20 protein-coding genes are annotated in these 23,561 nt (G+C 60.5%); 11 read left to right on the top strand and 9 right to left on the bottom strand.

The window, feature by feature from the left end:
* The first annotated feature begins 80 nt into the window (after window positions 1–80).
* From QQF40_RS07820 to QQF40_RS07810, 3 genes are all read left to right on the top strand, one after another.
* Window positions 81–698, top strand: a complete 618-nt coding sequence (locus QQF40_RS07820) for a TRAP transporter small permease (RefSeq protein WP_285460953.1) — start codon at window positions 81–83, stop codon at window positions 696–698.
* Entirely contained in the window at window positions 695–2,002 is a 1,308-nt protein-coding gene (locus QQF40_RS07815) for a TRAP transporter large permease (RefSeq protein ID WP_285460951.1), read from the top strand. Before QQF40_RS07820 ends, QQF40_RS07815 begins: the two co-directional genes overlap by 4 nt.
* Before the next feature lie 416 nt (window positions 2,003–2,418).
* Window positions 2,419–3,288, top strand: a complete 870-nt coding sequence (locus QQF40_RS07810; RefSeq protein ID WP_285460950.1) for a DUF4437 domain-containing protein — start codon at window positions 2,419–2,421, stop codon at window positions 3,286–3,288.
* Window positions 3,289–3,430: 142 nt separating this feature from the next.
* Here the strand turns inward: QQF40_RS07810 and uxuA are convergent, their stop codons facing one another.
* On the bottom strand, window positions 3,431–4,606 hold the full coding sequence (gene uxuA, locus QQF40_RS07805) for a mannonate dehydratase (RefSeq protein ID WP_285460949.1): 1,176 nt from the start codon (window positions 4,604–4,606) through the stop codon (window positions 3,431–3,433).
* Between the two features lie 502 nt (window positions 4,607–5,108).
* Between uxuA and QQF40_RS07800 the strand changes: the two genes are divergently transcribed.
* The 4 genes from QQF40_RS07800 (at window position 5,109) to QQF40_RS07785 (ending at window position 9,259) form a co-directional block, all read left to right on the top strand.
* Complete coding sequence (locus tag QQF40_RS07800; protein ID WP_200017131.1) at window positions 5,109–5,855, top strand: ribonuclease activity regulator RraA; 747 nt, start codon at window positions 5,109–5,111, stop codon at window positions 5,853–5,855.
* Window positions 5,856–5,984: 129 nt separating this feature from the next.
* Complete coding sequence (locus QQF40_RS07795; RefSeq protein ID WP_285460948.1) at window positions 5,985–7,055, top strand: Bug family tripartite tricarboxylate transporter substrate binding protein; 1,071 nt, start codon at window positions 5,985–5,987, stop codon at window positions 7,053–7,055.
* Between the two features lie 110 nt (window positions 7,056–7,165).
* Window positions 7,166–7,711, top strand: coding sequence for a tripartite tricarboxylate transporter TctB family protein (locus QQF40_RS07790; protein WP_285460947.1), 546 nt, complete (start codon window positions 7,166–7,168; stop codon window positions 7,709–7,711).
* A gap of 3 nt (window positions 7,712–7,714) precedes the next feature.
* Complete coding sequence (locus QQF40_RS07785) at window positions 7,715–9,259, top strand: tripartite tricarboxylate transporter permease (protein WP_285460946.1); 1,545 nt, start codon at window positions 7,715–7,717, stop codon at window positions 9,257–9,259.
* Between the two features lie 165 nt (window positions 9,260–9,424).
* On the opposite strand, the gene QQF40_RS07780 is transcribed toward QQF40_RS07785, so the two are convergent.
* On the bottom strand, window positions 9,425–10,678 hold the full coding sequence (locus QQF40_RS07780) for an FAD-dependent oxidoreductase (RefSeq protein WP_285460945.1): 1,254 nt from the start codon (window positions 10,676–10,678) through the stop codon (window positions 9,425–9,427).
* Window positions 10,679–10,759: 81 nt separating this feature from the next.
* On the bottom strand, window positions 10,760–11,194 hold the full coding sequence (locus QQF40_RS07775; protein ID WP_285460944.1) for a MarR family winged helix-turn-helix transcriptional regulator: 435 nt from the start codon (window positions 11,192–11,194) through the stop codon (window positions 10,760–10,762).
* A gap of 370 nt (window positions 11,195–11,564) precedes the next feature.
* On the opposite strand from QQF40_RS07775, the gene QQF40_RS07770 reads away from it, so the two are divergent.
* Window positions 11,565–13,430 carry a TonB-dependent receptor domain-containing protein gene (locus QQF40_RS07770; RefSeq protein WP_285460943.1) on the top strand — a complete coding sequence of 622 codons (1,866 nt, stop codon included), beginning with the start codon at window positions 11,565–11,567 and terminating at the stop codon, window positions 13,428–13,430.
* A 111-nt stretch (window positions 13,431–13,541) separates the two neighbouring features.
* Here QQF40_RS07770 and QQF40_RS07765 read toward each other — a convergent pair whose 3' ends face one another.
* Both QQF40_RS07765 and QQF40_RS07760 read right to left on the bottom strand, forming a co-directional pair.
* Window positions 13,542–14,291: a siderophore-interacting protein gene (locus QQF40_RS07765; RefSeq protein WP_285460942.1), complete on the bottom strand. Its 750-nt coding sequence runs from the start codon at window positions 14,289–14,291 to the stop codon at window positions 13,542–13,544.
* Complete coding sequence (locus QQF40_RS07760; protein ID WP_285460941.1) at window positions 14,284–14,769, bottom strand: MarR family winged helix-turn-helix transcriptional regulator; 486 nt, start codon at window positions 14,767–14,769, stop codon at window positions 14,284–14,286. Before QQF40_RS07760 ends, QQF40_RS07765 begins: the two co-directional genes overlap by 8 nt.
* A gap of 237 nt (window positions 14,770–15,006) precedes the next feature.
* On the opposite strand from QQF40_RS07760, the gene QQF40_RS07755 reads away from it, so the two are divergent.
* The 3 genes from QQF40_RS07755 (at window position 15,007) to QQF40_RS07745 (ending at window position 17,776) form a co-directional block, all read left to right on the top strand.
* Window positions 15,007–15,681, top strand: a complete 675-nt coding sequence (locus QQF40_RS07755) for an HAD family hydrolase (protein WP_285460940.1) — start codon at window positions 15,007–15,009, stop codon at window positions 15,679–15,681.
* Window positions 15,682–16,080: 399 nt separating this feature from the next.
* The gene (locus QQF40_RS07750; protein WP_285460939.1) at window positions 16,081–17,031 is read left to right on the top strand and encodes an SDR family oxidoreductase; all 951 of its coding nucleotides are present in this window, start codon (window positions 16,081–16,083) and stop codon (window positions 17,029–17,031) included.
* Window positions 17,032–17,080: 49 nt separating this feature from the next.
* Window positions 17,081–17,776 (top strand): fibrobacter succinogenes major paralogous domain-containing protein, encoded by a 696-nt coding sequence (locus QQF40_RS07745; RefSeq protein WP_285460938.1) that lies wholly within the window; start codon window positions 17,081–17,083, stop codon window positions 17,774–17,776.
* 329 nt (window positions 17,777–18,105) lie between these two features.
* Here QQF40_RS07745 and QQF40_RS07740 read toward each other — a convergent pair whose 3' ends face one another.
* The 4 genes from QQF40_RS07740 to QQF40_RS07725 form a co-directional block, all read right to left on the bottom strand.
* Window positions 18,106–18,450: a hypothetical protein gene (locus tag QQF40_RS07740; protein ID WP_285460937.1), complete on the bottom strand. Its 345-nt coding sequence runs from the start codon at window positions 18,448–18,450 to the stop codon at window positions 18,106–18,108.
* A 225-nt stretch (window positions 18,451–18,675) separates the two neighbouring features.
* Window positions 18,676–19,266, bottom strand: coding sequence for an ankyrin repeat domain-containing protein (locus QQF40_RS07735; RefSeq protein ID WP_285460936.1), 591 nt, complete (start codon window positions 19,264–19,266; stop codon window positions 18,676–18,678).
* Between the two features lie 208 nt (window positions 19,267–19,474).
* Window positions 19,475–21,013: a catalase gene (locus QQF40_RS07730; RefSeq protein WP_285460935.1), complete on the bottom strand. Its 1,539-nt coding sequence runs from the start codon at window positions 21,011–21,013 to the stop codon at window positions 19,475–19,477.
* Window positions 21,014–21,667: 654 nt separating this feature from the next.
* The gene (locus QQF40_RS07725) at window positions 21,668–23,275 is read right to left on the bottom strand and encodes a BCCT family transporter (protein ID WP_285460934.1); all 1,608 of its coding nucleotides are present in this window, start codon (window positions 23,273–23,275) and stop codon (window positions 21,668–21,670) included.
* Between the last annotated feature and the right edge of the window lie 286 nt (window positions 23,276–23,561).

Here is a 23,561-nt window from a genome sequence, read left to right as displayed (position 1 = left end):
CCCACCGTCAGGTTGGCTTGAATGATCTCGCCGCCTTGCGTCGAGCTCCTCTCCCTCGCACTCTTCTTGAGGACAGTGCCATGCATTCTGTGCTCTCAGGGCTTTCCCGCCTGAACCGGGCGCTCGAACGTCTGCTCTATCTCGTCTTGCTGGCGCTGCTGGCAAGCTTCATCGTCTTCATCATCTATCAGATCGCCAGTCGCAACCTGGTCTTCCTGCCGCGTCTGTTCTGGACTGAGGAATTCAGCCGCTTCGCCTTCCAGTGGATGGTGATGCTGGGTACCGCCGTCGGCGTCCTGCACGCTGATCACTTCGTACTGGAAGCCTTCCCTCGCGGCAGCCGTGCCGACCTCGTCACGCGCTGGATTCGTGATCTCGCCTGCCTGTTGCTGGGGGTGCTGTTCATCGTGCATGGCAAGGACTTCGCGCTGTCAGGTCTGCGCCGCAGTGCGATGGCCTCGGGACTGTCGATGATCTACGTCTACTCGGTATTCACCGTCAGTGGCATCTTCATCGTGCTGTTCAGCCTGCAACGGCTGCTGCATGCCTGGCTTTACGGCATGAAAGCCATGGAAGCGGCACTCAATACGCCCAACGAGGCAGAAGAACTGGCGACGCCGGAGGAGACGCAGGTCGTCCTGTCCTCCGCCATCGCCGGCCATGCGCATGGCGCGACTGATGGGAGAACACTGCCATGATGCCAATGGACTGGCTCTACCTGATGCCCTGGCTGCTGTTTGGCGTGCTGGGCGTACTGATCGTGATCGGCATCCCCATCGCCATGGCGCTGGTGCTGACGGCGACGACACTGATTCTGCTCGATCCGCGACTGACCTACTGGATCATGTTCCAGCGCATGTACAACGGCATGGATTCCTTCGTGCTGCTGGCCGTGCCGCTGTTCCTGCTGGCCGGCAACCTGATGAATGCCGCGAGGATCACCGACCGCCTGATCACGCTGTGCATGCGCCTGGTCGGACACTTCCGTGGCGCGCTGGCTCACGTCAATGTACTGGTCAGCATGCTGTTCGCTGGGGTATCCGGCTCTTCAACCGCCGACAGTGCCGGCGTGGGGACGGTACTGATTCCGGCCATGAAGCGCGAGGGCTATCCGGTCAGCTTCGCCGTGGCGGTCACTGCCGCCTCCTCGGTGATGGGGACCATCATCCCGCCGTCGATCAACATGATCGTCTGGGGTGCGCTGACCAACACCTCGATTGCAGGCCTGTTTCTGGGCGGCATTCTTCCCGGCGTGATGATCGGCGTGGCCCAGCTGCTGCTCAATACCCGTTATGTCCGCCGCTATGACGTGCCGGTGCGCAAGCGCGCCACCCTCAAGGAGCTGGCCAGCTCCGGCAAGGATGGCCTGCTGGCCGCCGGGATTCCGATCGTCATCATCGGGGGCATCACCCTGGGCATCGTGACGCCAACCGAGGCCGCGGTGATCGCGGTGGTCTACGCGCTGGCACTGGGCTTCGTGGTCTACCGCGAACTTGACCTCACCAAGCTGCTCAATGCTTCCACCGACACTGTCAGGCTGTGCTCGCTGTCACTGTTCAGCCTGGTGGGCGCGGCCATCTTCGGCTATCTGATCAGCTTCTATCAGATTCCGCCGAAGCTGATGGCGGGCGTCAGCATCACTGACCCGACGGTGCTGCTCATCGTGATGACCATCGTGCTGCTGGTGATCGGTACCTTCATGGATGCCCTGCCCGCGATGGCGATCATGGCCCCCATCTTCTATCCGCTGGCGATGTCAGCAGGGGTACATCCGGTACAGTTTGGTGTCATCGGCGTCATGGCGCTGGGCCTGGGACTGATCACACCGCCCTACGGCCTATGCCTAATGATCTCCGCCAAGATCGGCGGCATCCCCCTGCTCAAGGCCATGGCGACCACCATGCTGTACCTGGGCGTGATGCTGGCCGTGATCCTGATGATGATCCTGTTCCCGGAATTCGTGTTGACCATTCCGCGCCTGATCGCCCCTGATTTCGTCTGATCCACTGCATTATCCGGACATTCTGAAAACTGTTTGAGGAATGTCCGGAGTTCCCCTTTTCTTGTCCAGACGCAACGCCTGTCTTCTCCTCGCGGCTCATCCCTGCCCACTTCACCCCGCCGGCCTCAACGTAGTGCCTGCAGGAAACCGCCCTGAAAGTACGCCAACATCTTGTTTTGTCGGTAAAACTCCCAGCTTCATGACAAGAGGTGCTACGCGTATCGTGGCGTCCCTTGGGGAATGTCGTCGGTAACATGCCAGAGATGAACTCACGATTATCGTGTTTTTATTGAAAGTCTTTCATCCATATGCCGCTATATTCCGGCACCTGCCCACTCCAGGATTCACGGCGTCAATCGTCAGCACACTGGCGATTCATTTTTCTTTTCCCATGTTCAGACAGGCAGGCAATTCTCATGAAACGCCCATTTTACCTTGCTCTTCTCGGCCTCTCGGTCGCATTCGCCAGCATGACCGCCCACGCCGATGACCACGCCACGCTCACGCCGACCAGTGAAGTCGTCCAGCAGTCCGACATCGACTGGGGCTACCTGAACCCGCTGCGCGGTGACCAGAGCCCGGCCGCCGGCGATCTGTGGGGGGACCGTACACAGGAGGGTGCTTCAGGATTTCTGGTGAAGTTCGATGAGGGCTTCTCCTCACCGCCCCACATCCACAACATCACCTACCGTGGCGTGGTCATCCAGGGCGAGGTCCATAACGACGACAAGAACGCCGATGAGCAGTGGCTGCCCGCAGGCTCGTTCTGGATCCAGCCGGCCGGGGAATCCCATATCACCGCGGCCAGAGACAAGGTCAACATGGCCTACATCGAGATCGACGAAGGCCCCTATCTGGTACAGCCGGAATCCGAGGCCTTCCACAATGATGAAGAACCGCTGAATGTCGCCGAGAACAACATGGTGTGGCTGGATGCCAATGACATCCGCTGGATCAATCTGCCGAGCAGCGACGACGCCGAACAAGGCCCGAAGACCGCCTTTCTGTGGGGCCACCCGGATGCCGGCCAGCTGAGCGGCCGCCTGGTGAAACTGCCGGCCGACTTCTCCGGTGAGATCACAAGCCACGCCGATGAATTCCGCGCCGTGGTCATCAAGGGCGACCTGGCCCACGAGACCGAAGGCAAGGACGACAGCCAGCGCCTGGCGGCCGGCAGCTACTTCGGCTCTCAGGGCGAGATCACCCATGAGATCACCACCGGCGCTGACGGTGAGACCCTGCTCTACGTGCGCACCAATGGTGATTTCGACATCGTCGAAGACTGAGAGCGTCTGGGATCTGAGCGCTGAGCTCTGAGCTCTGAAACATCAGATATCGCGACCCGCAGGAACACGAACGGCCACACCGGTCTCAAGACCGCGGGTGGCCGTTCGTGTTTGTGCTTGATTCTGGATGGCGTAGCCGCCGTCAGGCCAGTCTTTGGATCGCCATCTCGAGGCCACGGATTTCTGCCAGCCCCTTCATGCGCCCATACAGCGGATACCCCGGACGGGTCTCGCGGCGTGCATCGTCCAGGATGTGGTGGCCGTGATCCGGGCGCATCGGCAAGGGCGCGCCGCCAGACACCAGGCGACGGCGCTCCTCCGCGACCAGCACGCTGATGATGTCCACCATGTCCAGATCACCCTCGAGATGTTCAGCCTCATGGAAGGAGCGCTTGTCCTCGCTGTCACGCCCGGTGGCTCTGAGATGGGCAAAGTGGATATGTGGGGCGAAGCGCCGCGCCATGATGCACAGATCGATCTCCGGATTGGCCCCGTAGGAGCCGGTGCAGAACGTCAGGCCATTGGCGGGGCTTGGCACGACGCCCAGCAGCCAGTCAGCATCGACCATGCTCGAGACCACACGCGGCAAGCCGAACATCGGCCGCGGCGGGTCATCGGGATGGATGGCCAGCCGGATACCGGCCTCTTCCGCCACCGGCACGATGGCCTTGAGGAAGGTGACCAGATGCTGACGCAGTCGCGTGGCATCGATACCGTCATAGGCCGCCAGCGCCGCTCGGAACTGTGCCAGCGTGTAGCCTTCTTCGGCTCCCGGTAGCCCTGCGATGATGGTGCGGATCAACTTCTCGCGCCCGGCATCATCGAGCGACTCCAGGTGCCTGAGCGCGGCCTGCTGCTCTTCGCTGCTGTACTCGTGCTCGGCGCCGGGGCGCTCAAGCAGATAGAGATCAAAGGCCGCGAAGGCATCCTGATCGAAGCGCAGAGCGGTACCACCTTCCGGCAGCTGCCAAGCGAGATCCGTACGCGTCCAGTCCAGTACCGGCATGAAGTTGTAGCACACCGTGGTGATGCCGCATTCCGCCAGATGACGCAGCGACTGCTGGTAGTTGGCGATATACCGCTCGTGCCCCGGAGCAGCCTGCTTGATGGCCTCATGCACCGGGATGCTCTCGACCACTGACCAGCGAAGCCCAGCGGATTCGATCTGCGACTTGCGCTCACGAATAGCCTCCAGCGGCCAGACCTCACCATTGGGAATCTCGTGCAGCGCCGTCACGATACCTGTCGCGCCGGTCTGGCGAATTTCCTCGAGCGTGATGGGGTCTGCGGGACCGAACCAGCGCCATGTCGCTTCCATGTCATCTCCTTGACGGTCAAAGGGGGCAAATGCCACCTGCCGACAAAATATGACAACTTGTATCAGGTGCTGCCATGCGACCTATGTCGCTGCCGACGAGCAGCTCTTCCGGCGCATTTCCCTCTGAAGAGGGGCTCAACGCTTGATTGCGTATCGGGATGTCAAGCTGACCAGATACCCATCACGTCAAAACAACACAAAAACCTCATACAAATCATGAACATGAAGCAAAACCTCGCTAATCCTCCATGCACTCTCTTTTCCTGACAGCTGCCTCTGCCCTGTGGTGACACGCCGGTTGGTGACCACCTGGGCGTGCTTTTCGGGTCACGACACTAGACTTATTGCCCATCAAAAGTTGTCAATATTTGTTTGATCAGTCATCTCTTCCCCCCTATAGTGAGTCTCGAAAGCACATCAGACGCACGTGTCGACTGATCACTTGGGCCAGGCACGTTGCCGAGAGCCGAGACTCCTTACCTATACTGACGACGGACGCCATATGACTGCCATTACCTCCACAGAGCACCCCAGCTACGCCGAGCTCTCCTCCGTGACCCGCGAGCGTTTGATGCGCGCCTCGACCGCCTCTTTGCACACCCTGCTTTTCAAGCGCGGCCTGCGCAATACCTTCATCCAGAACGTGGTGCAGATGAACAACAGGACTACCCACATGGTGGGCCAGGCCTTCACACTGCGCTATATCCCGGCACGCGAAGACATCGACACCGTCGCTGCCTTCCGCGACCCGAAGCATCCGCAGCGCCTGGCAGTGGAAACCGTACCGTCCGGTCATGTCATGGTGTCTGACTGCCGCCAGGATGCCTCAGCCGCCAGCGCTGGCAGCATTCTGCTGACCCGTCTGGAATATCGTCAGTGCGCCGGTTTCGTCTCTGATGCCGGGATTCGTGATTCAGGCGCCGCTGCCGAGATGAACCTGCCGATCTTCTGCGCCAAGCCCAGTGCCCCGACCAACCTCACCAAGCATCATGCGGTAGAGCTGCAGGTGCCGATCGGCTGTGGCGGCGTGCCGGTCTTCCCGGGCGACGTGCTGGTAGGCGATGCCGATGGCGTGATGGTCATCCCGCTTGAGCTGGCCGATGAGATCGCCGAGGAAGCCAGTCAGATGGAAGATTTCGAGGATTACGTGCTGGAGAAGGTGCGCAACGGCACTCCCGTGATCGGCCTGTACCCGCCGACAGACGAAGCGCGTGCAGAATTCGAACGCTATATGGCCGCCAAGCAGTAATCGGCCTGCCTGCTGCCGTCTTGTCCACGGCCGCCGCGGGCGACAGGTCACGCCGAGCTGTCGTCCGTCCCACTACCTGCCTCATTGCGTCTTGAATGACCACAACCATAACAACATTGGAGTCATGCCATGACCCTTCTGAATAGCCGCCTCAACCGCCGTCAAGCCAACGTGCATGCCAACTCTCGTGATAGCCATCTATCCCGCGCAAACCGCAAGGGGCGCAACCGTCCACTGCTGGCCTTGCTCGCCCCACTGGCCCTGTCCGGCATGGTGGCGGCTTCGCCCTTCGTCAGCACCGGTGTGCAGGCTGACTACCCCGTACGTGACATCCGTCTGATCGTGCCATGGCCGGCCGGCGGTGGCGCCGACGCCATCAGCCGCAAGATCAGCAATCTCGCCGAGCAGGATCTGCCAAAATCGATCTACGTCGAGAACATCGGGGGCGCCATCACCGCCACCGGCCTGATGCAACTCAGCAAGGCGCGTCCGGACGGCCACACCGTCGGCGTGCTGACCTACGACAGCATCATCACCCTGCCCCGCGGCAACCTGGTACCCGGCTATTCGTTGGACCGCATGATTCCCTTCGCCCGCATCACCAAGGAAGCGGACGCTATCGTGGTGTCCAAGCAGTCCGGCTATGAGAATTATGAGCAACTGATCGAGGCCGCACGCGAAAACCCCGGCACCGTACGAATCGGCGTCGCCCCGCAGGGCTCTGGCCCCTATCTGGCGGTCCGCCGTCTGGAAGCGGCAGCGGGCGTCGAGTTCAATGTCATTACCTATCCGGGCTCTTCCACCGCCGAAGCCGAGGCTCTGCTCTCCGGCGAGATCGACGGCGCCATCTCGAGCCTGGGTGACTTCTCCGGCATTCTGGAATCCGGCGACGCCCACGGCCTCGTCGAGTTCTCCTCCGAACAGAACCCGGCCTACCCGGAAGTGCCGCCGATGAGCGAACTGGGCGGCAATCTCGAGACCGGCAGCTTCATCGTGCTCGCCGTGCCCAAGGGCACCCCGGATGAGGTAGTCAGCACCCTGGAAAGCGCCTACCACAGCGCCTACGAGACGCCGGAATTCCAGAAGTGGATCACAGGGGTCGGCGTCACGCCCAGCTGGCTGGGGGCCGATGAGGTCAATACCTGGATCGAGGATTACCAACAGAAGACCTTCACTGCCATGGATGAACTCGGTCTGTGAATGCCTTGGCATGGGCGTCTCCATGGCGCCCATGCCATCTGTCCATCACTGACCTATCTCACCCATCGTCATGCGGCGTCTGACGACAGGCGCCGCCAAGGAACTCTGTCATGTCCTCATCCGCTTCCCCGCCCCGACGCCACTGGTTGCTCAGTGGCGCGACTCCGCTGACGCTGGCCATGACCGCCATCAGCGCGTTCTATCTGATCAGTGCTTTCCAGATGACATCCCCACTGGACAATGGCCGCCTGACGGCCTCGTTCTTCCCCGTCCTCATCGGGACAATCGCCCTGGTGCTCTGCGTGGCACAGCTGGTCAGCCAGCACCGCGCCAGCCGCGGCGCCGCAACCGATGATGGCAAGGAGACTTCCACGACGGACGACGAGGCCAGCGCACCGCTGCTCTCACCGGCACTGCGGCTGATGCTGGTGACCGCACTCTATATCCTGGCGTTCTCGCACCTGGGGTATCTGCTCTCGTCAGCACTTTATGTCTTTGTCGTGATGCTGCTGTTCTCCGGGCGTGAGAAATGGATCAGCAAGGCATTGATCGCCTGCGCCATCTCCGCACTGGGCCATGGGCTCTTCGAGCAACTGTTCAACGTCCATCTCCCTGCGCTGGATCTCTTTGCGCTCGGTCTGGGCAATGGGGGCTGATCCATGGAATTCATTGCTCAGGTATTCTCCAGCTTCGCGCTTCTGCTGGACCCCGTGATCCTGTTCTATGTAGTTGCCGGCTTCGTCATCGGCACCATCTTCTCGGCCATCCCGGGACTGACCGCGACATTGGCACTCGCCCTGCTGTTGCCGCTGACCTACAGCCTCGATGTCACCACCGCCCTGATGGCGTGTGCCAGCATCTACATGGCCGGCATGTGTGGCGGCAGCATCACGGCCACCACCATCAACATTCCGGGCGCGCCGTCCTCGATGATGACCGCACTGGAAGGCTACCCCATGCAACAGCGTGGAGAAGGCGCGCTGGCACTGGGCCACGCTTCCTTCGGCTCGATGATCGGCGGCAGCCTCGGTGCGCTGTTGCTGATCGTGCTGGCCCCCTTCATCGCCGAGGCCTCACTGCTGGTCAAGACGACAGGCAAATGTGCACTGATTGCCTTCGCGCTGATCGTGATCGTGGTCGCCCAACGCGGCAACATCCGCAAGGCCGGTATCACCGCTTGCCTGGGCCTGATGCTGGCAACGGTCGGACTGGATGCCATGCAGCCGTTGGCGCGCTTCACCTTTGGCATCAGTGAGCTGACCGCCGGGATCGACCTGATGCCCGTCATCATCGGCACCTTCGCCATCAGCGAGCTTCTGATCCAGGTCGGCAATCGCAAGAAGGATGCCGCCATCCGCCAGCAGCTCAAAGCCAGCCAAAAGCTCAAGCGGCGTGATTTCATTCCGCCACTGAGCGCCATACGCGAGATCGGCCTCGGCTGCTACCTGAAGTCAACGCTGATCGGCTACATGGTCGGCACCCTGCCTGGTGCGGGCGGTTCGATGGGGGGATTCCTCGCCTACGTGGAAACCGTGCGCACCTCGAAGAAGCCCGAGAGTTTCGGCAAGGGCAACCCCCAGGGCATCGCCGCCGCCGAGAGTGCCAACAATGCCGTCTGTGGTGGCGCCCTGGTGCCGATGCTGACCTTCGGGATCCCGGGTGACCCGGTCACGGCCATCGTGCTGGGGGTGCTGGTAATCAATGGCATCCAGCCCGGGCCGCAGCTGATGGCGTCACAATCCGGACTGATCGCGCCGATGCTGGCCTCACTGCTGTTCAGCGCGCTGATTCTGATTCCTCTCACGCTTTACCTGATGGGCCCCTACTTCCTGCGCATCGTCACCATCCGCAAGGACGTGCTTTACGGCGCCATCGCACTGCTGGCCGTGGTCGGCAGCTTCGTGGCCACCTACTCCGTGTTCCAGATGATGATGACGCTGGTGCTGGGCATCGTCGCCTACCTGATGCGCAAGCATGATTATCCGGTGATCACGCTGCTGCTGGGCTTCATCCTCGGACCGAATCTGGAAGAGTTCCTGCGCCGCGCGCTGACGCTCTCCAACGGAAACCCGATGACCTTCCTCACCACGCCGGACAGCCTGTTCTTCGTTGTGCTGACGGTGGTCTTCGTCTACTTCCTCGGCATCCGCAAGCCGGTGCAGTTGAAGCAGGCCGCGCCCAAAAAAGCAGGTTCGACGGGCTGAGCGTGTTACAAGCCCCCAGGAACGAGCCCAGCCACAAGCCCCATGACTGAGCGAAAAATGCCCGGTACCGAAAGGTGCCGGGCATTTTCATGCTCTCCCTGTCGCGCGGGCTATCCAATCACCATCACTACCAGGACATCACATTCCCAGGCCAGCGCGCGACGATCAGGTGGGTGCAGAGCAGGCGTTACGGGTAGCCACTGCACTGCAGAGAGACGCCGGGCGGAGGGAGGCGGGATCAGTCAGTGCGGCCACCACGGATCTTACCTGCTGATAGCCGGTGCGCATCAGGAAGGTCGGCGCTCTGCCGTAACTCTTGATGCCGAGGATGAACAAGCCTGGCTCGGCGTGCAGCAGTTCGGCCGCGCCGTGTTCCGGCACCGACCCACAGCTGTGCTGGTTGGGGTCGATCAGCGGCGCAAGCTTGATAGGGCTCTGCGTCGCGGGGTCCAGCGAGACACGTAACTCAGACAGCAGTCCCAGAGACGGGCGGAAGCCGGTGGCCGCGATGATGCGATCCACCGCTGGCAGCCGGTGTTCGCCACTCTTTACGACCCAGCGCCCTGCCTGGTGTTCGATCGCCTCGACGGCAAGCCCGGTCACTACTTCGATCCGGTCTTCTTCAAGCAGCGCCTTGATGCGCAGTTCGAGCGCCTTGCGCTCCTCCAGCTCATCATTGGGCGCCGGGCGGATGACCTCCTCGATATTGGTGGAGCGCACACCCCAGACGATTCGCATTCCCTCTTCGTGATCTGCCAGCGCGATCAGGTCCTGCAGCGCATTCAGCGCCGAGTGACCGCTGCCGATCACGAGTACCGATTTGCCGGCATACTCAGCCGCTTGTGTGCCGCGAATGTCCGGCACGCCATAGGCGATGACTTCGGCCGCCGCTTGCTCACCAATGGCGGGAATGCCGTGCGCGCCGATCCAGTTTGGGGTCTGGTAGGTGCCGGAGGCATCGATCACCGCGCGGGCCAGCACATCACGCGGGCCGTCAGGGCCCTCGACGCGCAGCACGAAGGGCGCCTCATCGCGACCAGCACTGCGCAGCACATCATGCTGTTGTCGACTGACATGGGTGACGCGGCTATCGACATGCAGGCGCGAGCTGATCGACGGGTGCGTGGCGAGCGGTGCGACATAGCGGTCGAGAAACTCGGCCCCGGTGGGATAGGCAGCGGCGTCCGGGGCCTGCCACCCCTGCTCCTGCAGCAACTCGGCCGCAGCTGTATCGATATTCCATGACCAAGGCGAGAACATGCGTACATGTCCCCAGCTGGCCAGGTTGGCGCCTGCGTGTGCGCCCGACTCGAAGAGAATCGGCTCCACCCCTGCCTTCAAGAGATGGAGGGTGGCGCTCAGCCCTATCGGCCCGGCGCCTATGATGGCCACCGGCAAGCTTGTGATTTCACGACTCATGGCAGTCCCTCGCAGCAATCTGTTGTCAGTGACAACAAAGCTAGTATCACTCCACGCTAATGTCTACTCCCAGGCGCTCACTCAGTCACCCAGGCGCTGACGAGCGGCGAGGGTCAGCTTGTTCAGCAGCGCCACTGCCCCCTCCACGACCTCCGGCGACAGCCCCTCGATCATGGAGGCCTCTTCCGCGACCAGCTCGGCGTGAATCTGCTGGTACAGCGCCCTGCCCTCTGGGGTCAGCGAGAGCTCAACGGCACGCCGGTCGTCGGGGTCCTCGACCTTGCGCACATAATGCTTGCGGATCAGCGAGTCAGCGACACGACTTGTCGTGCTCTTGTCCAGATACATCTCGTCCGCCAGCGCCTGCAGTCTCAGCGGTCCGCGCTTGACCAGCGTCTCCAACGCATAGCATTGAGCGACAGAGACGTTGTGATGGCAGATGCTTTCCCTGTCGCGAAACTGATGAACACGAATGAGCTGATTGACGGCTTCGTACAGTGCTTCTGCTTGATCCACTCTGGTGCCTCACGTGACGGTGGTCAAAAAGGGGGCGTGGCTTGCCACGATAACCGAGCACGATAAAGAGCGCATCGATATCCGGCAGTCCTTATCCAGCAGCACTGCCATCTTGCACATGGCAATGCCTTGCGCGCGCAACTCGATCGCGAACGTTCGCCCCGACAGGACGCCAGCAGACCCTGCAGGCAAAAATTATGCAAGAATCTTGCAATTCATCATTGAGAACGATTAGCATTGCCATCCGTAACATATAACTATTCAAAGCAAGGGATATCACGTGCACCTCCGCCTCCATCCGCTTACCGCAGCCGTCCTCTCCGCCAGCGCGTTGACCCTGAGCCTCTCAGGTCATGCCTCAGCTGACGACATGTCCACCCTCGTTATCAGCGAAGACCGTCTCGAACAGAATGTCGTGATCAGCGCTGAAGAGATCGATCAGCGTCAGGCACGCGATCTGGAAGACCTGTTCCGCGCCGAACCGGGCGTCAGCGTGGGCGGTGGCATCGCCATCGGCCAGAAGGTCTATGTACGCGGTCTGGAAGACACCAACCTGAACGTCACCATCGATGGCGCACGTCAGGGCGGCTACCTCTTCCACCATACCGGCCGATTGACCATTGACCCCGCACTGCTCAAGCAGGCGGAAGTCGATAAAGGTCCGGCGACCGCCGATGATGGCCCGGGCGCGCTTGGCGGCAGCCTCCGCTTCGAGACCAAGGACGCGCAGGATCTGCTCAAGCCCGGTCAGGACCTGGGGGCACGCGTCTCCGTCGGCACCGAAAGTGCGGCGGATGCCACTTCCGGCACCACGGCGTTCTATGGTCGCCTGGGGGAGAATCTCGGCCTGATGGGCTATGTCAGCGGCCGCAACAGCGACGACTACGAAGTCGGCGGTGGCGGCGAGCAGGAACAGACCGCAGGTCAGCAGCGCGGCTACCTGCTCAAGATGTCACTGCTGGACGTCAATGATCAGGACCTGCGCATCAGTGCCGAACGCACTACCGATCACGGCACCTATTTCACGCGTCCGCACATGCCGAGCTTCGGCAGTCAGCAGCCGACCTATCAGGAAATGGAGCGTGAGACCTTCACCATCAATCATGCCTGGCACCCGGGCAATGATCTGATCGACACCAGGACCACCCTCTACCACACCACCCAGGAACTGGATCGTGTCGAGGCGGGCAGCACCAGCCGCTCCAGCGAATTCGGCGCGGATGTTCGCAACACCTTCCGCCTCAAGACGGGGGATGTGGCACATGCGCTGACTACCGGCGTGGACTTCTATGATCAGGACACGCGTCGCTCCGATGATGTAGGCAGCTCCGGCCCCAACAACGAAGACACGTCACGCAACCTGGGAGTCTACGCCCAGAACCGCATGACGCTGGGCCCGTGGGCCCTGTCAGTTGGCGCGCGCCTGGATGATTACGACAGTGACTACGGCGAGGCGGGCAGCGTCAGTGGCAGCGAGGTCTCCCCCAACGCGATTCTGAGTGTCGATGCTACTGACAACCTCACCCTGCATGCCGGTTACGGCGAAGCCATTCGCGGGGCCAAGGCGCGGGAAGTGATTCTGATCGGCGATGAAGTCTCCATCGCACAGGGGCTCGAGCCGGAGAAGGCGCGTCAACGTGAAATCGGTCTGGATTGGCATCAGCGCGATGCCCTGATGGAGGGAGATCGTCTCGGCTTCGCACTGACCGGCTTCCATACCGATATCGAGAACTATCAGGCCTATGATCGCGGCAGTGATCCGGCGGTACTCTACAACCTGGATGGCGAAGTCGAGAGCCGTGGCTATGAAGCCAGCCTGAACTGGGGCGTGGGGGGGTACGACACACGCCTGGGCTACGCCAAGGTGGTGATGAAGAACAACGACGGCGACCCGCTGGGTGACGAGATGAACATCGGCGCCTCCACCGGCGACAAGTGGACCTGGGATCATCAGTACCACCTGCCGAACCACAACGTCACCCTGGGCTATACCCTGAACGCGGTGGAACGCCTGGAGCGTGTGGCAGAAGGCGACGAGGAAAAGCCGGGCTACGTGACGCACGACATCCGCGCCCAGTGGACACCCGCCTCATATCAGGACCTGACCCTCACACTGGCGGTCAACAACGTGTTCGACAAGCGCTACAGCGACCACAGCAGCTACCTGCTCAGCAGTGGTGACAGCATGCTGGAGCCGGGCCGTGACGTCCGCCTGGGTGCCAGTTACAGCTTCTGATCCAGTCTCTGATGCTCGCGCGCCGTTGACTGACTCTATGCCCCACAGGCCTGGCCTGTGGGGCATTTTCATAGCTGGGACTCGGTAACTTCACCTTTGAGGGCGCAGACTTCAGCTCGCCTCTTCCGTCAGGGCATCCTGTTGCTTGGCTAACTTGTGTCCATCTTCTGATTGCCCGATCTTCCAGTAACTGGAGACATAGAAGTGGGACTTGGGGATGTCATGCGCCTGCTTGAGATGAGCACGTAGCGCTCGCATGCTGCCGAATTCACAAGCCGCCCAGACAGCCACCTGCCCCTCCAGACTCGGCAAGGAAGCAACCTTGTCCAGCAACGGCCGGCCGCTCGGGTCCGGCTGCGCGTTGACGACCCATTGCAGCTCGATGCCTGCCGGATGCTCGAGTGCCTGGATATCGGCCTCGCTGATCACCTCGATGACGGCGTGACCGCGCGCATCAGCCGGTAGCTCGGCCAGATTGACACTGATCGCCGGCAAGGCCGTCATGTCACCCGCCAGCAGGAACCAGTCGGCCTCCATGTTGATCAGCTTTTTCGGGCCGGGGCCGCCGATGGTGATACGGTCCCCCGGCTGTGCATTGGCGGCCCAGGAGGATGCCGGACCGGCAAGATCATGCAGGACGAAATCGACATCGATCTCGGCCGCGCGTTGATGACGGATCGTATAGGTGCGCATCATCGGGCGCTCACCTTCCCCGCGCGCAAAGACCAGTTTGATATAGGCGCTCTCCTGCCCCTCGGGGATGGAGTCGATATTCTCCCCGCCCAGGGTGACGCGCAGCATATGCTCCGTCACCTGGGCAGAACGAATCACTTCAAGCTCTCGCATCGCGGGCTTACCCATCTTGCGCACTCCTCTGGCAAACGCCTTCAAGTTGTTCGGCAGCGCGAGTTTCATACTCGCCTGCATTGTGAATCATGGCAGATGCCGTCTTCACGAATTCGGCGACCTCCTCTTCGCTGAGGTCGCCCGCCATACGCTGAGCTGTTTCAGCTTCCAGAGCTTCAATTTCCTTGAGCATGCTCCGCCCCGCCTCGGTGGGAGCGAGAAGCAGACTGCGGCGGTCTTGCGGGTTTTTCGACTTGACGATCAATCCCGCCGTCATCAATTCATTGAGTACCCGCGTCACGCGCGCCTTGTCCTGCCCCAGATACTGCACGATCTTGTGCGCCGTGCATCCGGAGGTACGGCCGATTCCCTTCAGCACCCGAATGTGCGTGACCGGGAGATCAAGCTGATAGCGCTGGATACCCAGACGGAGCTGTCTGCGATAGGCATGCATCAACTGATGCAACACATCATTGAGTGATGTCTGGCTCATGCGTCACTCACCATATAGTTGGTATAGGTCAACTATATTGGCGAAGGGTTGACCCAGTCAACCAAAAACTGATCGAGAAGCATTCTCATTTTAATGCCGAAAATTTCATATGCCTACCACTGTTCCTTCCACTACCAGACGCCTATCAGCCAACTCTTGCCGCGTGAGATGGTGACAGCGAGCAAGAACCTGCTAAGGTCGAAGGCCCCACACTCCTGACGCCCACGAGAGGCATCGATGGCTGAACTCTGCCTGCTGTTTGATTCCGATGGCACCCTGGTCGATAGCGAAATCCTCCTCGCCGAAGCCATGTCCAGCACCCTGCCCCGCTATGGTCTGCCATTTACCAGCGACCGCTATATGAACGAGTTTCGCGGCATGCGTTTCATGAGCATCGTGCGCACGCTGGAGGCAGCACATGGCGTTCTGGAAGAAGAGCCCATACGGCGCATGGAAGGCGAGATGCGAGCGCTGCTGGAAGAGTTGATGAAGGCGCGCCTGACAGCGATGCCCGGCATGTCAGCCGCCTTGATGGAACTTGAAGGCTATCCCTGTGGCGTGGTGTCCAATGGGCCCGAACGCAAGGTACGTCTAGCGTTGGACACTACGCGGCTGGCGCGTTTCTTTGATGGGCATATCTTCAGTGCCTATACCCTGGGCGTGTGGAAACCGGACCCTCGAATCTATCGGCTCGCCGCTGAGCAGATGGGCTTTGCGCCTTCACATTGCGTGGTGATCGATGATGCCATCGTCGGTGTACAGGCAGGATTGGATGCCGGCATGCAGGTCATCCACTTTGCCCACCACGACGACGGCCATGAAACGCCCCATGGTGCATTGCGCATGCACCACGCGCGCGAGCTGCCGAGGCTGGTAGCGCGGATTTCCCAGAGGCTCGCTGCGCAGTACTAGACGTCGTCGATTCTTCTCCCTCAATTCCCGCTCGCTGAAATTCTGCACCGAGAACTTCTTCACCGAGAAATCCTGCCCCTCGAGGCGGGATTTTTCATGCCCGGCGTACAAGACTGGCTGCTCGTGGTGTGACTCGCTTTGCGTGTCGCGCCAACCAGTACTCCCGTTCGTAAATACCGCATGGCGCCTCTCACCCCTAGATACAAATAGGCAAGTTTTAGCGACTAAAGCGCCTATATATCACCCTCCCCGATACCTATAGTACCTCTACAGCAACCCCGCGCAAGACACGCAAGGCTCGCAGGACACGACCACACGGACAGCTAGGCGAAGCTGTCATGCGTGCCCCTGACATGACCAGAGCGCAACCGCCGCACACCTGACATCAGGATCTTGACCATGACTCGCAACACCCCATTTGGCCCCAAGGGCTGGACTCCGGACAGAATCGGCTCGCTCGTCGGCAAGACCTATCTCATCACCGGCGCCAACAGCGGCGCGGGATTTCAGGCGACGCGCATATTGCTCAGCAAGGGGGCCGAGGTCGTGATGCTAAATCGCAACCCGACCAGATCAGAGGCCGCCATCGCGGCGCTGCAAGAGGAGTTTGGCCCCGCGGCGAATGTCAGGCATATACGCATGGATCTGGCGGAGCTGGCCTGCGTGCGCAGCGCGGCCGCGGAAGTGCTGGAGAAGGTCCCGCAGATCGATGCCCTCATCTGCAATGGCGCCATCGCTCAGGTTTCCCGACAACAACTCACCGTCGACGGTTTCGAAAGTCAGCTGGGCGTGAATCATTACGGACATTTCCTGCTGTGCGGGCTGCTGTTCGAGCGCATCGATGCCTCCCACGGGCGGATCATCGTGGTCTCCAGTGAAGGCCACAAGATGGGCCTCAAAACCATCCAGTTCGACGACATGAACTGGGAGCACAACTATCACCCGAACAAGGTCTATAGCCACAGCAAGCTGGCACAGATGATGTTCGCCTATGAATTGCAGGACAGGATCGAGGCGGCCGACCGCCAGGTAAAAGTCCTTGTCTGCCATCCAGGCGCGTCCAACACCTCACTGATTCGCGACAACGCCAATCTGGCAACTCGACTCAGCTGGGCATTGATGGTGAAGACAGGGATGGCGCAGACGGCGGAGAAAGGCTCTTACCCCGAAGTCATGTGCGCCACCGAAAATACCCTCAGGCAGCGAGCCTACTACGGCCCGACGGGGCTCATGAATTTTGGCGGTCCGGTGGGCGAGTGTGAATTGGGGGAATTCGTTCTCGAGAAGAGCGTCATGACCCGGCTATGGCAAGTCTCTGAGCAGGCAACGCGGTTTAGCTGGTCAATCTGATCTTGTGCCGACCACCGCCTTCCCGCTCATCTTCAGGGAGGTGAATCCCATGAATGTATCAAAGGTAGTGACGGGTTTTCTGATGATGATTCCGAACATGTCGTTTGCCAACAGTCTTTATGACCAGATCATCCAGCCGGAGGCCTCGATTCATGACAGTGAAGGCAATCTGTATCGCACCGTGAAGATCGGCAATCAGACCTGGCTTGCCGACAATCTCAGAACGACTCGCTATCAGGATGGCTCGCCCATCCGAACGGCATTCATTCCTGAGGATGACCCGGACAACCTGTTGTCATATGGCCGTCTGTATGACTGGCACGATGTCAATGATGCACGCAACCTCTGCCCGGTGGGCTGGAGAGTCGCCTCGGATGATGACTGGAAGGCACTGGAACGTACCATCGGAATAGCAGAAAAGGAGATTGACTCGACGGGCTGGCGTGGCAATGACGATATCGCCATCACGCTCAAGGCAGCACAACCCGACTCTTTGTTGACGTCCTTCGATCAGGCACGCATCAATCTCACCGGCTTTTCCGCCAGACCGGCGGGCGTGAAGTGGAAGGGCTGGTATATCACCCAGGGTGCCTATGCCGAATTCTGGACCCGCAGTGAGGCGACGCCGACCAAAGCGTTTGCCAGAACACTGGCCTACTCCTGGTGGAATCCGCACAAGGGCGAGATCCGCCGAGCGACACTTGGCAAGAATGGCATGTTCTCGGTGAGATGCGTGAGAGACTGATCAGGACACAACACTGGGGGTAATTTGAGGGGCACAATCGTTAGTGATACAGGCGCGAGGAGCGCTTGAGCAAGGACTCTGATTCACCGAATCACGCCGATTGACGACATTCTGGCGTCAGCGATGAAGGCGTGGTTCAACAAGAATCCTTGCTGAAGGGTTCCTGCCGGTTCCGGGAGCAAGATGACATCGTCATGGCCAAGCGTCTTTCCGCAATTGGCGGGCTTCACGTTATTGTGTCGTGCTGTTCATTGCTGGCTGGCAGCTAGCGCTCAGAAAGACTCGACCATGATGTCACGCACGCTCCATCCCGGAGGTGATATCGGCTGTCAGGCGCTCTCGCTCAAGGCATGCTCGATGCGGGTGGCAGGGACACTCTTGCCGGCATCATTCACGAAATCCGTCGCGTGATTCTTGTCTTCAATGGCCCACTTGCGAGCATGTCCGCGGCTGCCTTCTTCACTCAAGGCATGCTGCACTCTGCCTGCCGCCACGCTCATGCCGCTTTCAACATAGACTTGCGTGCTGCGCTCGGCCGGCTGCGCCTGCCCCATGATACGGCTCTCGCTCAATGCCTCACGGACACGGATGTCGCTTTCGCCATTGTCGGCAAATGCCGCATTGCTCGCAGCACACAGGGCAGCTGTCACACACAGGATTTTCATGGCTTTCATGATGTCACTTCTCGTCTTTTGCGTTGGGTTGGTCAGATCTGCAAGCCTTGCGCTTTGCTGAACGTCAGATTGATAGAGCTCAAGATTGATGGAACGTAAAATCGATAGAACGTGAAGTCGATAGAATGTCAGATTGGTGGCGCCAAGGGCCTGTGAGCCATTCGCGTTGTCAGCTGATGGACTCCCCGCACAGGGTACACCGGCCGCCCTTGGCCAGGCCTGACCTCACATATTGAACTTCACCAGCGTCACGATACGTGACAGGCCCTGGGCCGCGGCCAATGACTGCGCAGTATTGCCACGCGCATCCTGGATCGAGGGGTCCGCACCTGCCTGCAGCAACAGCTTGATGATGTCTTCATTGCCGAACAGAGACGCCATCATCAGCGCCGTCTGGCCACTGTAATTGCGATGATTCACATCGCAGTCGGTATTGGCAATCAGCCATCTGGCTGTTTCGTCAAAGCCGCGAAACGCCACGCCCATGAAGGCATTGCTGCCCTTCTCATCGAGTACACAGGCATCGGCACCGGCGGACTTCAGCAGCGCCAGGGTGTCGGTATGTCCGTAGTAGGCCGCGAGAATGAAAGGCGTATAGCTGCGTGAATTGGTGACCGAGAGATCACCGCCCTGCTGGACATATTCCCGGATCGCGGCATTGTCGCCATCGCGTGCGGCGTCAAAGATATCGATGTCGCCAGCCGCGACAGCCTGCCCCGCCAGCACCATCATCAGCAGACTGGCCAACACCGCCAGCCATCTTCTGCCCAGGCCGTGTGGCTGCCCGCTGGGGTCTGTGGCTCGCATCGTATGCATCTTGCGCTCCTCTCTCGTCTTTCGCTCGTGTTGAGCTCGTCTGGCGCACATGTTGCGCTTGTGTTGCGGCCGGCAGAGGAGCGCAAGCTCCCCTGCCGGGTCAATCAGGGCCGGGGCTTCCGGGCAGCGGTTGATCGCGATCGCATCACGCCTATCTTTCTGAGCTCTGCTTCCTGAGCTCTGCTTTCAGCCCGCTGCGTCAGATGTCTCAGTTCTCGATCAGCTCTTCCACGTCATCCATGTCGACGTCTGCCACCTTGGCCAGACGCTCACCGTATTCGTGGTCGGCTTGGTAGAAGTGGCTGACCATGATCTCGCGGATCTCCTCGTTCTTGACCTTGCCCAGGTCAGTCCCCAGCGCCTGGATCAGAGCGTCCTGATCCTGCTCGGAGAAGGAGCGATACAGCTCACCGGCCTGAGCAAAGTTCTGCTGCTTGTCGATCGGCTGCTGCTGGGTGGTGCCATTCAGGGTGTAGCGCTTGTACTCGTACTGGCTGTCATCCACCAGCGAGTCGGCGTTGCGGCTCGGCTGATAGTTGATGGAGCCGGAACGCGGCTTGGAGTAACCCGCGCCGTCCTGATGGTTGTTGTGGACCTCATTCTTGGGCGCATTCACCGGCAGCTGCATGAAGTTGGCTCCCAGGCGATAACGCTGGGCATCGGCGTAGGCGAACAGACGTCCCTGCAGCATGCGGTCTTCGGACGGCTCGACACCCGGCACCAGGTTGGCCGGCGACATGGCCGCCTGCTCGGTTTCCTGGAAGAAATTGTCCGGCGTACGATTCAGCGTCAGCTCACCGACCTTGCGGGCAGGAATCAGGTCTTCCGGCCACAACTTGGTGGTATCGAGCGGATTGAAATCGAAGCTGTTCAGCTTGCTCGGGTCCAGAGTCTGGATGTAGAGATCCCAGACCGGGTCATCGCCGGCATCCAGATGGGTGTAGAGGTCATCGGTCAGATGGTTGAAGTCAGTGGACTGCACCTTGGCGGCTTCTTGCGGCGTCATGCCGTGGTTGCCCTGACGCGACTTCCAGGTGAACTTCACGTACTTCCAGTCGCCTTCGGCATTGACGAACTTGAAGGCATGCACGCCGGAACCATCCATCTCACGCAGGCTGGTCGGAATCCCCAGCGGCGAGTAGAGGTAGGTCAGCATGTTGGTGCTTTCGGGGATATGGCTGAAGAAATCGAAGTAGCGATTCGGGTCCTGCAGGTTGGTACGCGGGTCCGGCTTCAGCGCATGGATCATGTCCGGGAACTTCATCGCATCGCGGATGAAGAACACCGGGAAGTTGATGCCCACGATGTCCCAGTTGCCCTGCTCGGTGTAGAACTTGACGGCGAAGCCACGCGGGTCGCGCAGGGTCTCCGGCGAGCCCTTGCTGTTGATCACGCTGGAGAAGCGCACGAAGACCGGCGTCACCTGGCCCTTGTCCTGGAAAGGTGCCGCGACGGTCAGATCGGTCAGGTCCGCGGTGGCACGGAACTCACCGTAGGCACCGGTACCGCGAGCGTGGACGACACGCTCCGGAATGCGCTCGCGCTCGAAGTGCGCCAGCTTCTCCAGCAGGTGGTGGTCCTGCAGGAGTGTCGGGCCATTCGGGCCGGCGGTCAGGGAGTTCTGGTTGTTGCCGACCGGCGCACCATTGGAGCGAGTCATCACTTCCTGCTGCGCCAGACTGCTGGCAGAAAGGCCCAGCGCCATCACGGCCGTCAGGGTCTTCATGGGGAAACGTACGTTCAGCATCTCGCAAAATCCTCGTTAAATCAGGGAGTAACGGGGCGAGGAGTATTGGCGAGAAGTTCCCATAGCAAAAATAAATAATAACTAACCGCGGAATAGTCAAAACCTAATGTGTTGCAATACAAGCACCAGTTGATTCATCCCGCCAGCGAGGAACCCGACGTGGCGTCCGGCACGGCAACCAGGACTTGCTGCATGTTCATGCATACAGGTGTCGCGCTGCTGCAGTTTTCAGGTCAGATGCAATCTCCTCCCTCTCCAATCGCCGAGCGGGAGACGCGTATTCAAGACCTGAGGGCCTGACGCCCAGGCCAGGATTGTTGCGTCCTGTCATCCAATCCGGGCGTCTCAAGATACCCGATGCTGCCTGTCGCCTACCTCGAATACGAACGGATGGAGGCCCACCATTCGCCCACTCCCCCTCTTTCTGCCTTGTAGCCCTCCGCAGACCGTCTGCTTGAGAGCCTACTATTGCGCGCCGCTCGCCAAGCGCCATAGGACTTGATCATCCCTGCCAGAAATGACCGAGCGAAGAGCCGGGCATGGGCAAAACTACGCCTTGTCAGGCGACTCCATATACCAGAAACGACAAGGGCCCCTCATTCGAGGGGCCCTTGTCGTTAGGTCTTGCGACGTCTCTTTCAGCACATGGCGCGGTTACGCCTGGCGATTCGCCTTCTTCGGCTTGCGCTGGAAGGCCGGCATGTCATCGATGACCAGTACCGGATTCAGCTCTTCCTTGGGGAAGTCATTCTTGAGCCAGCGCAGCATCGAGAGCGCCAGAATCAGCATCACGGGGATCATCGGCAGCGCCACCACGATGGTCGAGGTCTGCACCGTCTGCAGGCCACCCAACTGGATCAGCGCAACGCCGACGGCCGCGATCAGGAAGGCCCAGATCAAGCGGAACGAGCGCTTGGGCTCCTGATACCCGGAGAGCTTGCGTGAGGTCACCGAGGCCAGTACGTAGGCCGAGCTATCCAGCGTGGTCGCCAGGAAGATGAAGCACAGCAGGATGAAGGCCACCGTGACCAGCTTGGCATACGGCAGGGTCTGCAGAATGCCTTCCACCGCCAGCGGGATACCGCCGCTGTCCAGCAGCGCCTTGATGTCCAGCGCGCCGCTGATCTGCAGGTCCAGCGCGTAACCGCCCCACACCGCGAAGAACACCCAGGTGCCCAGCGAGCCGAACACCAGCTCCGCGATGATCAGCTCACGGATAGTACGGCCGCGCGAGATACGCGCCACGAACAGGCCTACCATCGGCGCGTAGGCGATCCACCAGGCCCAGTAGAAGACGGTCCAGTCCTTCCAGAAGGTGGAATCCCCCGCCGGGTCGGTCCACAGGCTCATCGGGATGAAGTTGCCCAGGGTCTTGCCGAGACTGTTGACGAAGCCTTCGACCATGAACTGCGAGTCACCGACGATGAAGGTGAAGGCCAGCAGGAAGATCGCCAGGATCACGTTGACGTCTGAGAGAATCTTGATGCCCTTGGCCAGGCCGAACCAGACACTGGCGGAGAACATCGCCGTCCAGATGCACAGCACCGCGACTTCCAGCCCGAAGTTGGCTTCCATGCCGAGGATGCCGCTGACCAGCTGCGAGACCAGCGGTACCGCCAGCCCCAGCGAGGTGCCGACGCCGCCGACGATCCCGAATACGACGATGGAATCCAGCAGCACGCCCCAGGCACCATCCGCATGACGGCCCAGTACGCCGCGTGAGGCGACGGAAAGACGCACGCCATCACGCTTCTTGACGTACATGGAGTAGGCGATCGGCAGGCCCGGCAGGCAATAGAAGGCCCACGGCGTCAGCCCCCAGTGGAATTGACCGAAGGCCAGCGCCCACTCCGCGGCCTCACGGCTCTTGGCCGCCACGTGATAGGCCGGCGAGGTGTAGTAGTAGATCGGCTCGACCCACGCCCAGTTGACGATCGCGATCCCCATCCCGCAGGTGAAGATCATCGCCACCCAGCTGAAGTAGGAGAAATCGGGCGTGTCCTCTGCCCCGCCCAGGCGGACGTTGCCGTAGCGGCTGAAGGCCAGCCAGATGAGGAAACCGACGACGCTCAGGCCGGCCACCAGATACAGCCAGCCGAACTTGCCGGTGGCGAAGGAGAAAGCGGCATTGATCAGCGCGGTGCTGGCATCCGGGAACAGGATGACCGGGCCGATGAAGGCCAGGATGACCAATACGGCGGGGATGAAGACACGCGGGTCCAGATGATCGCCATCACTGGCGGGGGGAATTGCTTCTTGCACGACTACCACCTTAGTGAGAAAGCCCGAGCAAGAGGGGCGAGACGTCGCTCTTGCTCGGGCAGTTCGCTGCATTCAATAATTTTTCGTAATAAAAAGAGCGCGGTATTATACATATTTTTATTCCACGCGCATTATACTTTCCCGGCAACCGCGGGGAGCATGAATCGCGACACGGTATTTTCTCATGGAAACATGAATTGTATTCATCACCCTCACGCTGCGCGCTCCCCCTTCTGCGCCCTCCTCGCACCATCCTCACGCCCTCCTCGACCCAAGGTTCCATCAG

The organism is Cobetia sp. LC6, from assembly GCF_030264805.1.
Classification (GTDB): domain Bacteria; phylum Pseudomonadota; class Gammaproteobacteria; order Pseudomonadales; family Halomonadaceae; genus Cobetia.
The sequence above is the reverse complement of the archived record's forward strand: the minus strand, read 5'-3'. Positions and strand labels throughout refer to the sequence as shown.

Coding starts and splice junctions, on each gene's coding strand:
- QQF40_RS07780 (WP_285460945.1), bottom strand. CDS start 10,678: ATGAGTCGTGAAATCACAAGCTTGCCGGTGGCCATCATAGGCGCCGGG.
- QQF40_RS07745 (WP_285460938.1), top strand. CDS start 17,081: ATGAATGTATCAAAGGTAGTGACGGGTTTTCTGATGATGATTCCGAAC.
- QQF40_RS07790 (WP_285460947.1), top strand. CDS start 7,166: ATGTCCTCATCCGCTTCCCCGCCCCGACGCCACTGGTTGCTCAGTGGC.
- QQF40_RS07740 (WP_285460937.1), bottom strand. CDS start 18,450: ATGAAAGCCATGAAAATCCTGTGTGTGACAGCTGCCCTGTGTGCTGCG.
- QQF40_RS07795 (WP_285460948.1), top strand. CDS start 5,985: ATGACCCTTCTGAATAGCCGCCTCAACCGCCGTCAAGCCAACGTGCAT.
- QQF40_RS07810 (WP_285460950.1), top strand. CDS start 2,419: ATGAAACGCCCATTTTACCTTGCTCTTCTCGGCCTCTCGGTCGCATTC.
- QQF40_RS07770 (WP_285460943.1), top strand. CDS start 11,565: ATGTCCACCCTCGTTATCAGCGAAGACCGTCTCGAACAGAATGTCGTG.
- QQF40_RS07820 (WP_285460953.1), top strand. CDS start 81: ATGCATTCTGTGCTCTCAGGGCTTTCCCGCCTGAACCGGGCGCTCGAA.
- QQF40_RS07815 (WP_285460951.1), top strand. CDS start 695: ATGATGCCAATGGACTGGCTCTACCTGATGCCCTGGCTGCTGTTTGGC.
- QQF40_RS07730 (WP_285460935.1), bottom strand. CDS start 21,013: ATGCTGAACGTACGTTTCCCCATGAAGACCCTGACGGCCGTGATGGCG.
- QQF40_RS07760 (WP_285460941.1), bottom strand. CDS start 14,769: ATGAGCCAGACATCACTCAATGATGTGTTGCATCAGTTGATGCATGCC.
- QQF40_RS07750 (WP_285460939.1), top strand. CDS start 16,081: ATGACTCGCAACACCCCATTTGGCCCCAAGGGCTGGACTCCGGACAGA.
- QQF40_RS07755 (WP_285460940.1), top strand. CDS start 15,007: ATGGCTGAACTCTGCCTGCTGTTTGATTCCGATGGCACCCTGGTCGAT.
- uxuA (WP_285460949.1), bottom strand. CDS start 4,606: ATGGAAGCGACATGGCGCTGGTTCGGTCCCGCAGACCCCATCACGCTC.
- QQF40_RS07800 (WP_200017131.1), top strand. CDS start 5,109: ATGACTGCCATTACCTCCACAGAGCACCCCAGCTACGCCGAGCTCTCC.
- QQF40_RS07765 (WP_285460942.1), bottom strand. CDS start 14,291: ATGGGTAAGCCCGCGATGCGAGAGCTTGAAGTGATTCGTTCTGCCCAG.
- QQF40_RS07735 (WP_285460936.1), bottom strand. CDS start 19,266: ATGCATACGATGCGAGCCACAGACCCCAGCGGGCAGCCACACGGCCTG.
- QQF40_RS07785 (WP_285460946.1), top strand. CDS start 7,715: ATGGAATTCATTGCTCAGGTATTCTCCAGCTTCGCGCTTCTGCTGGAC.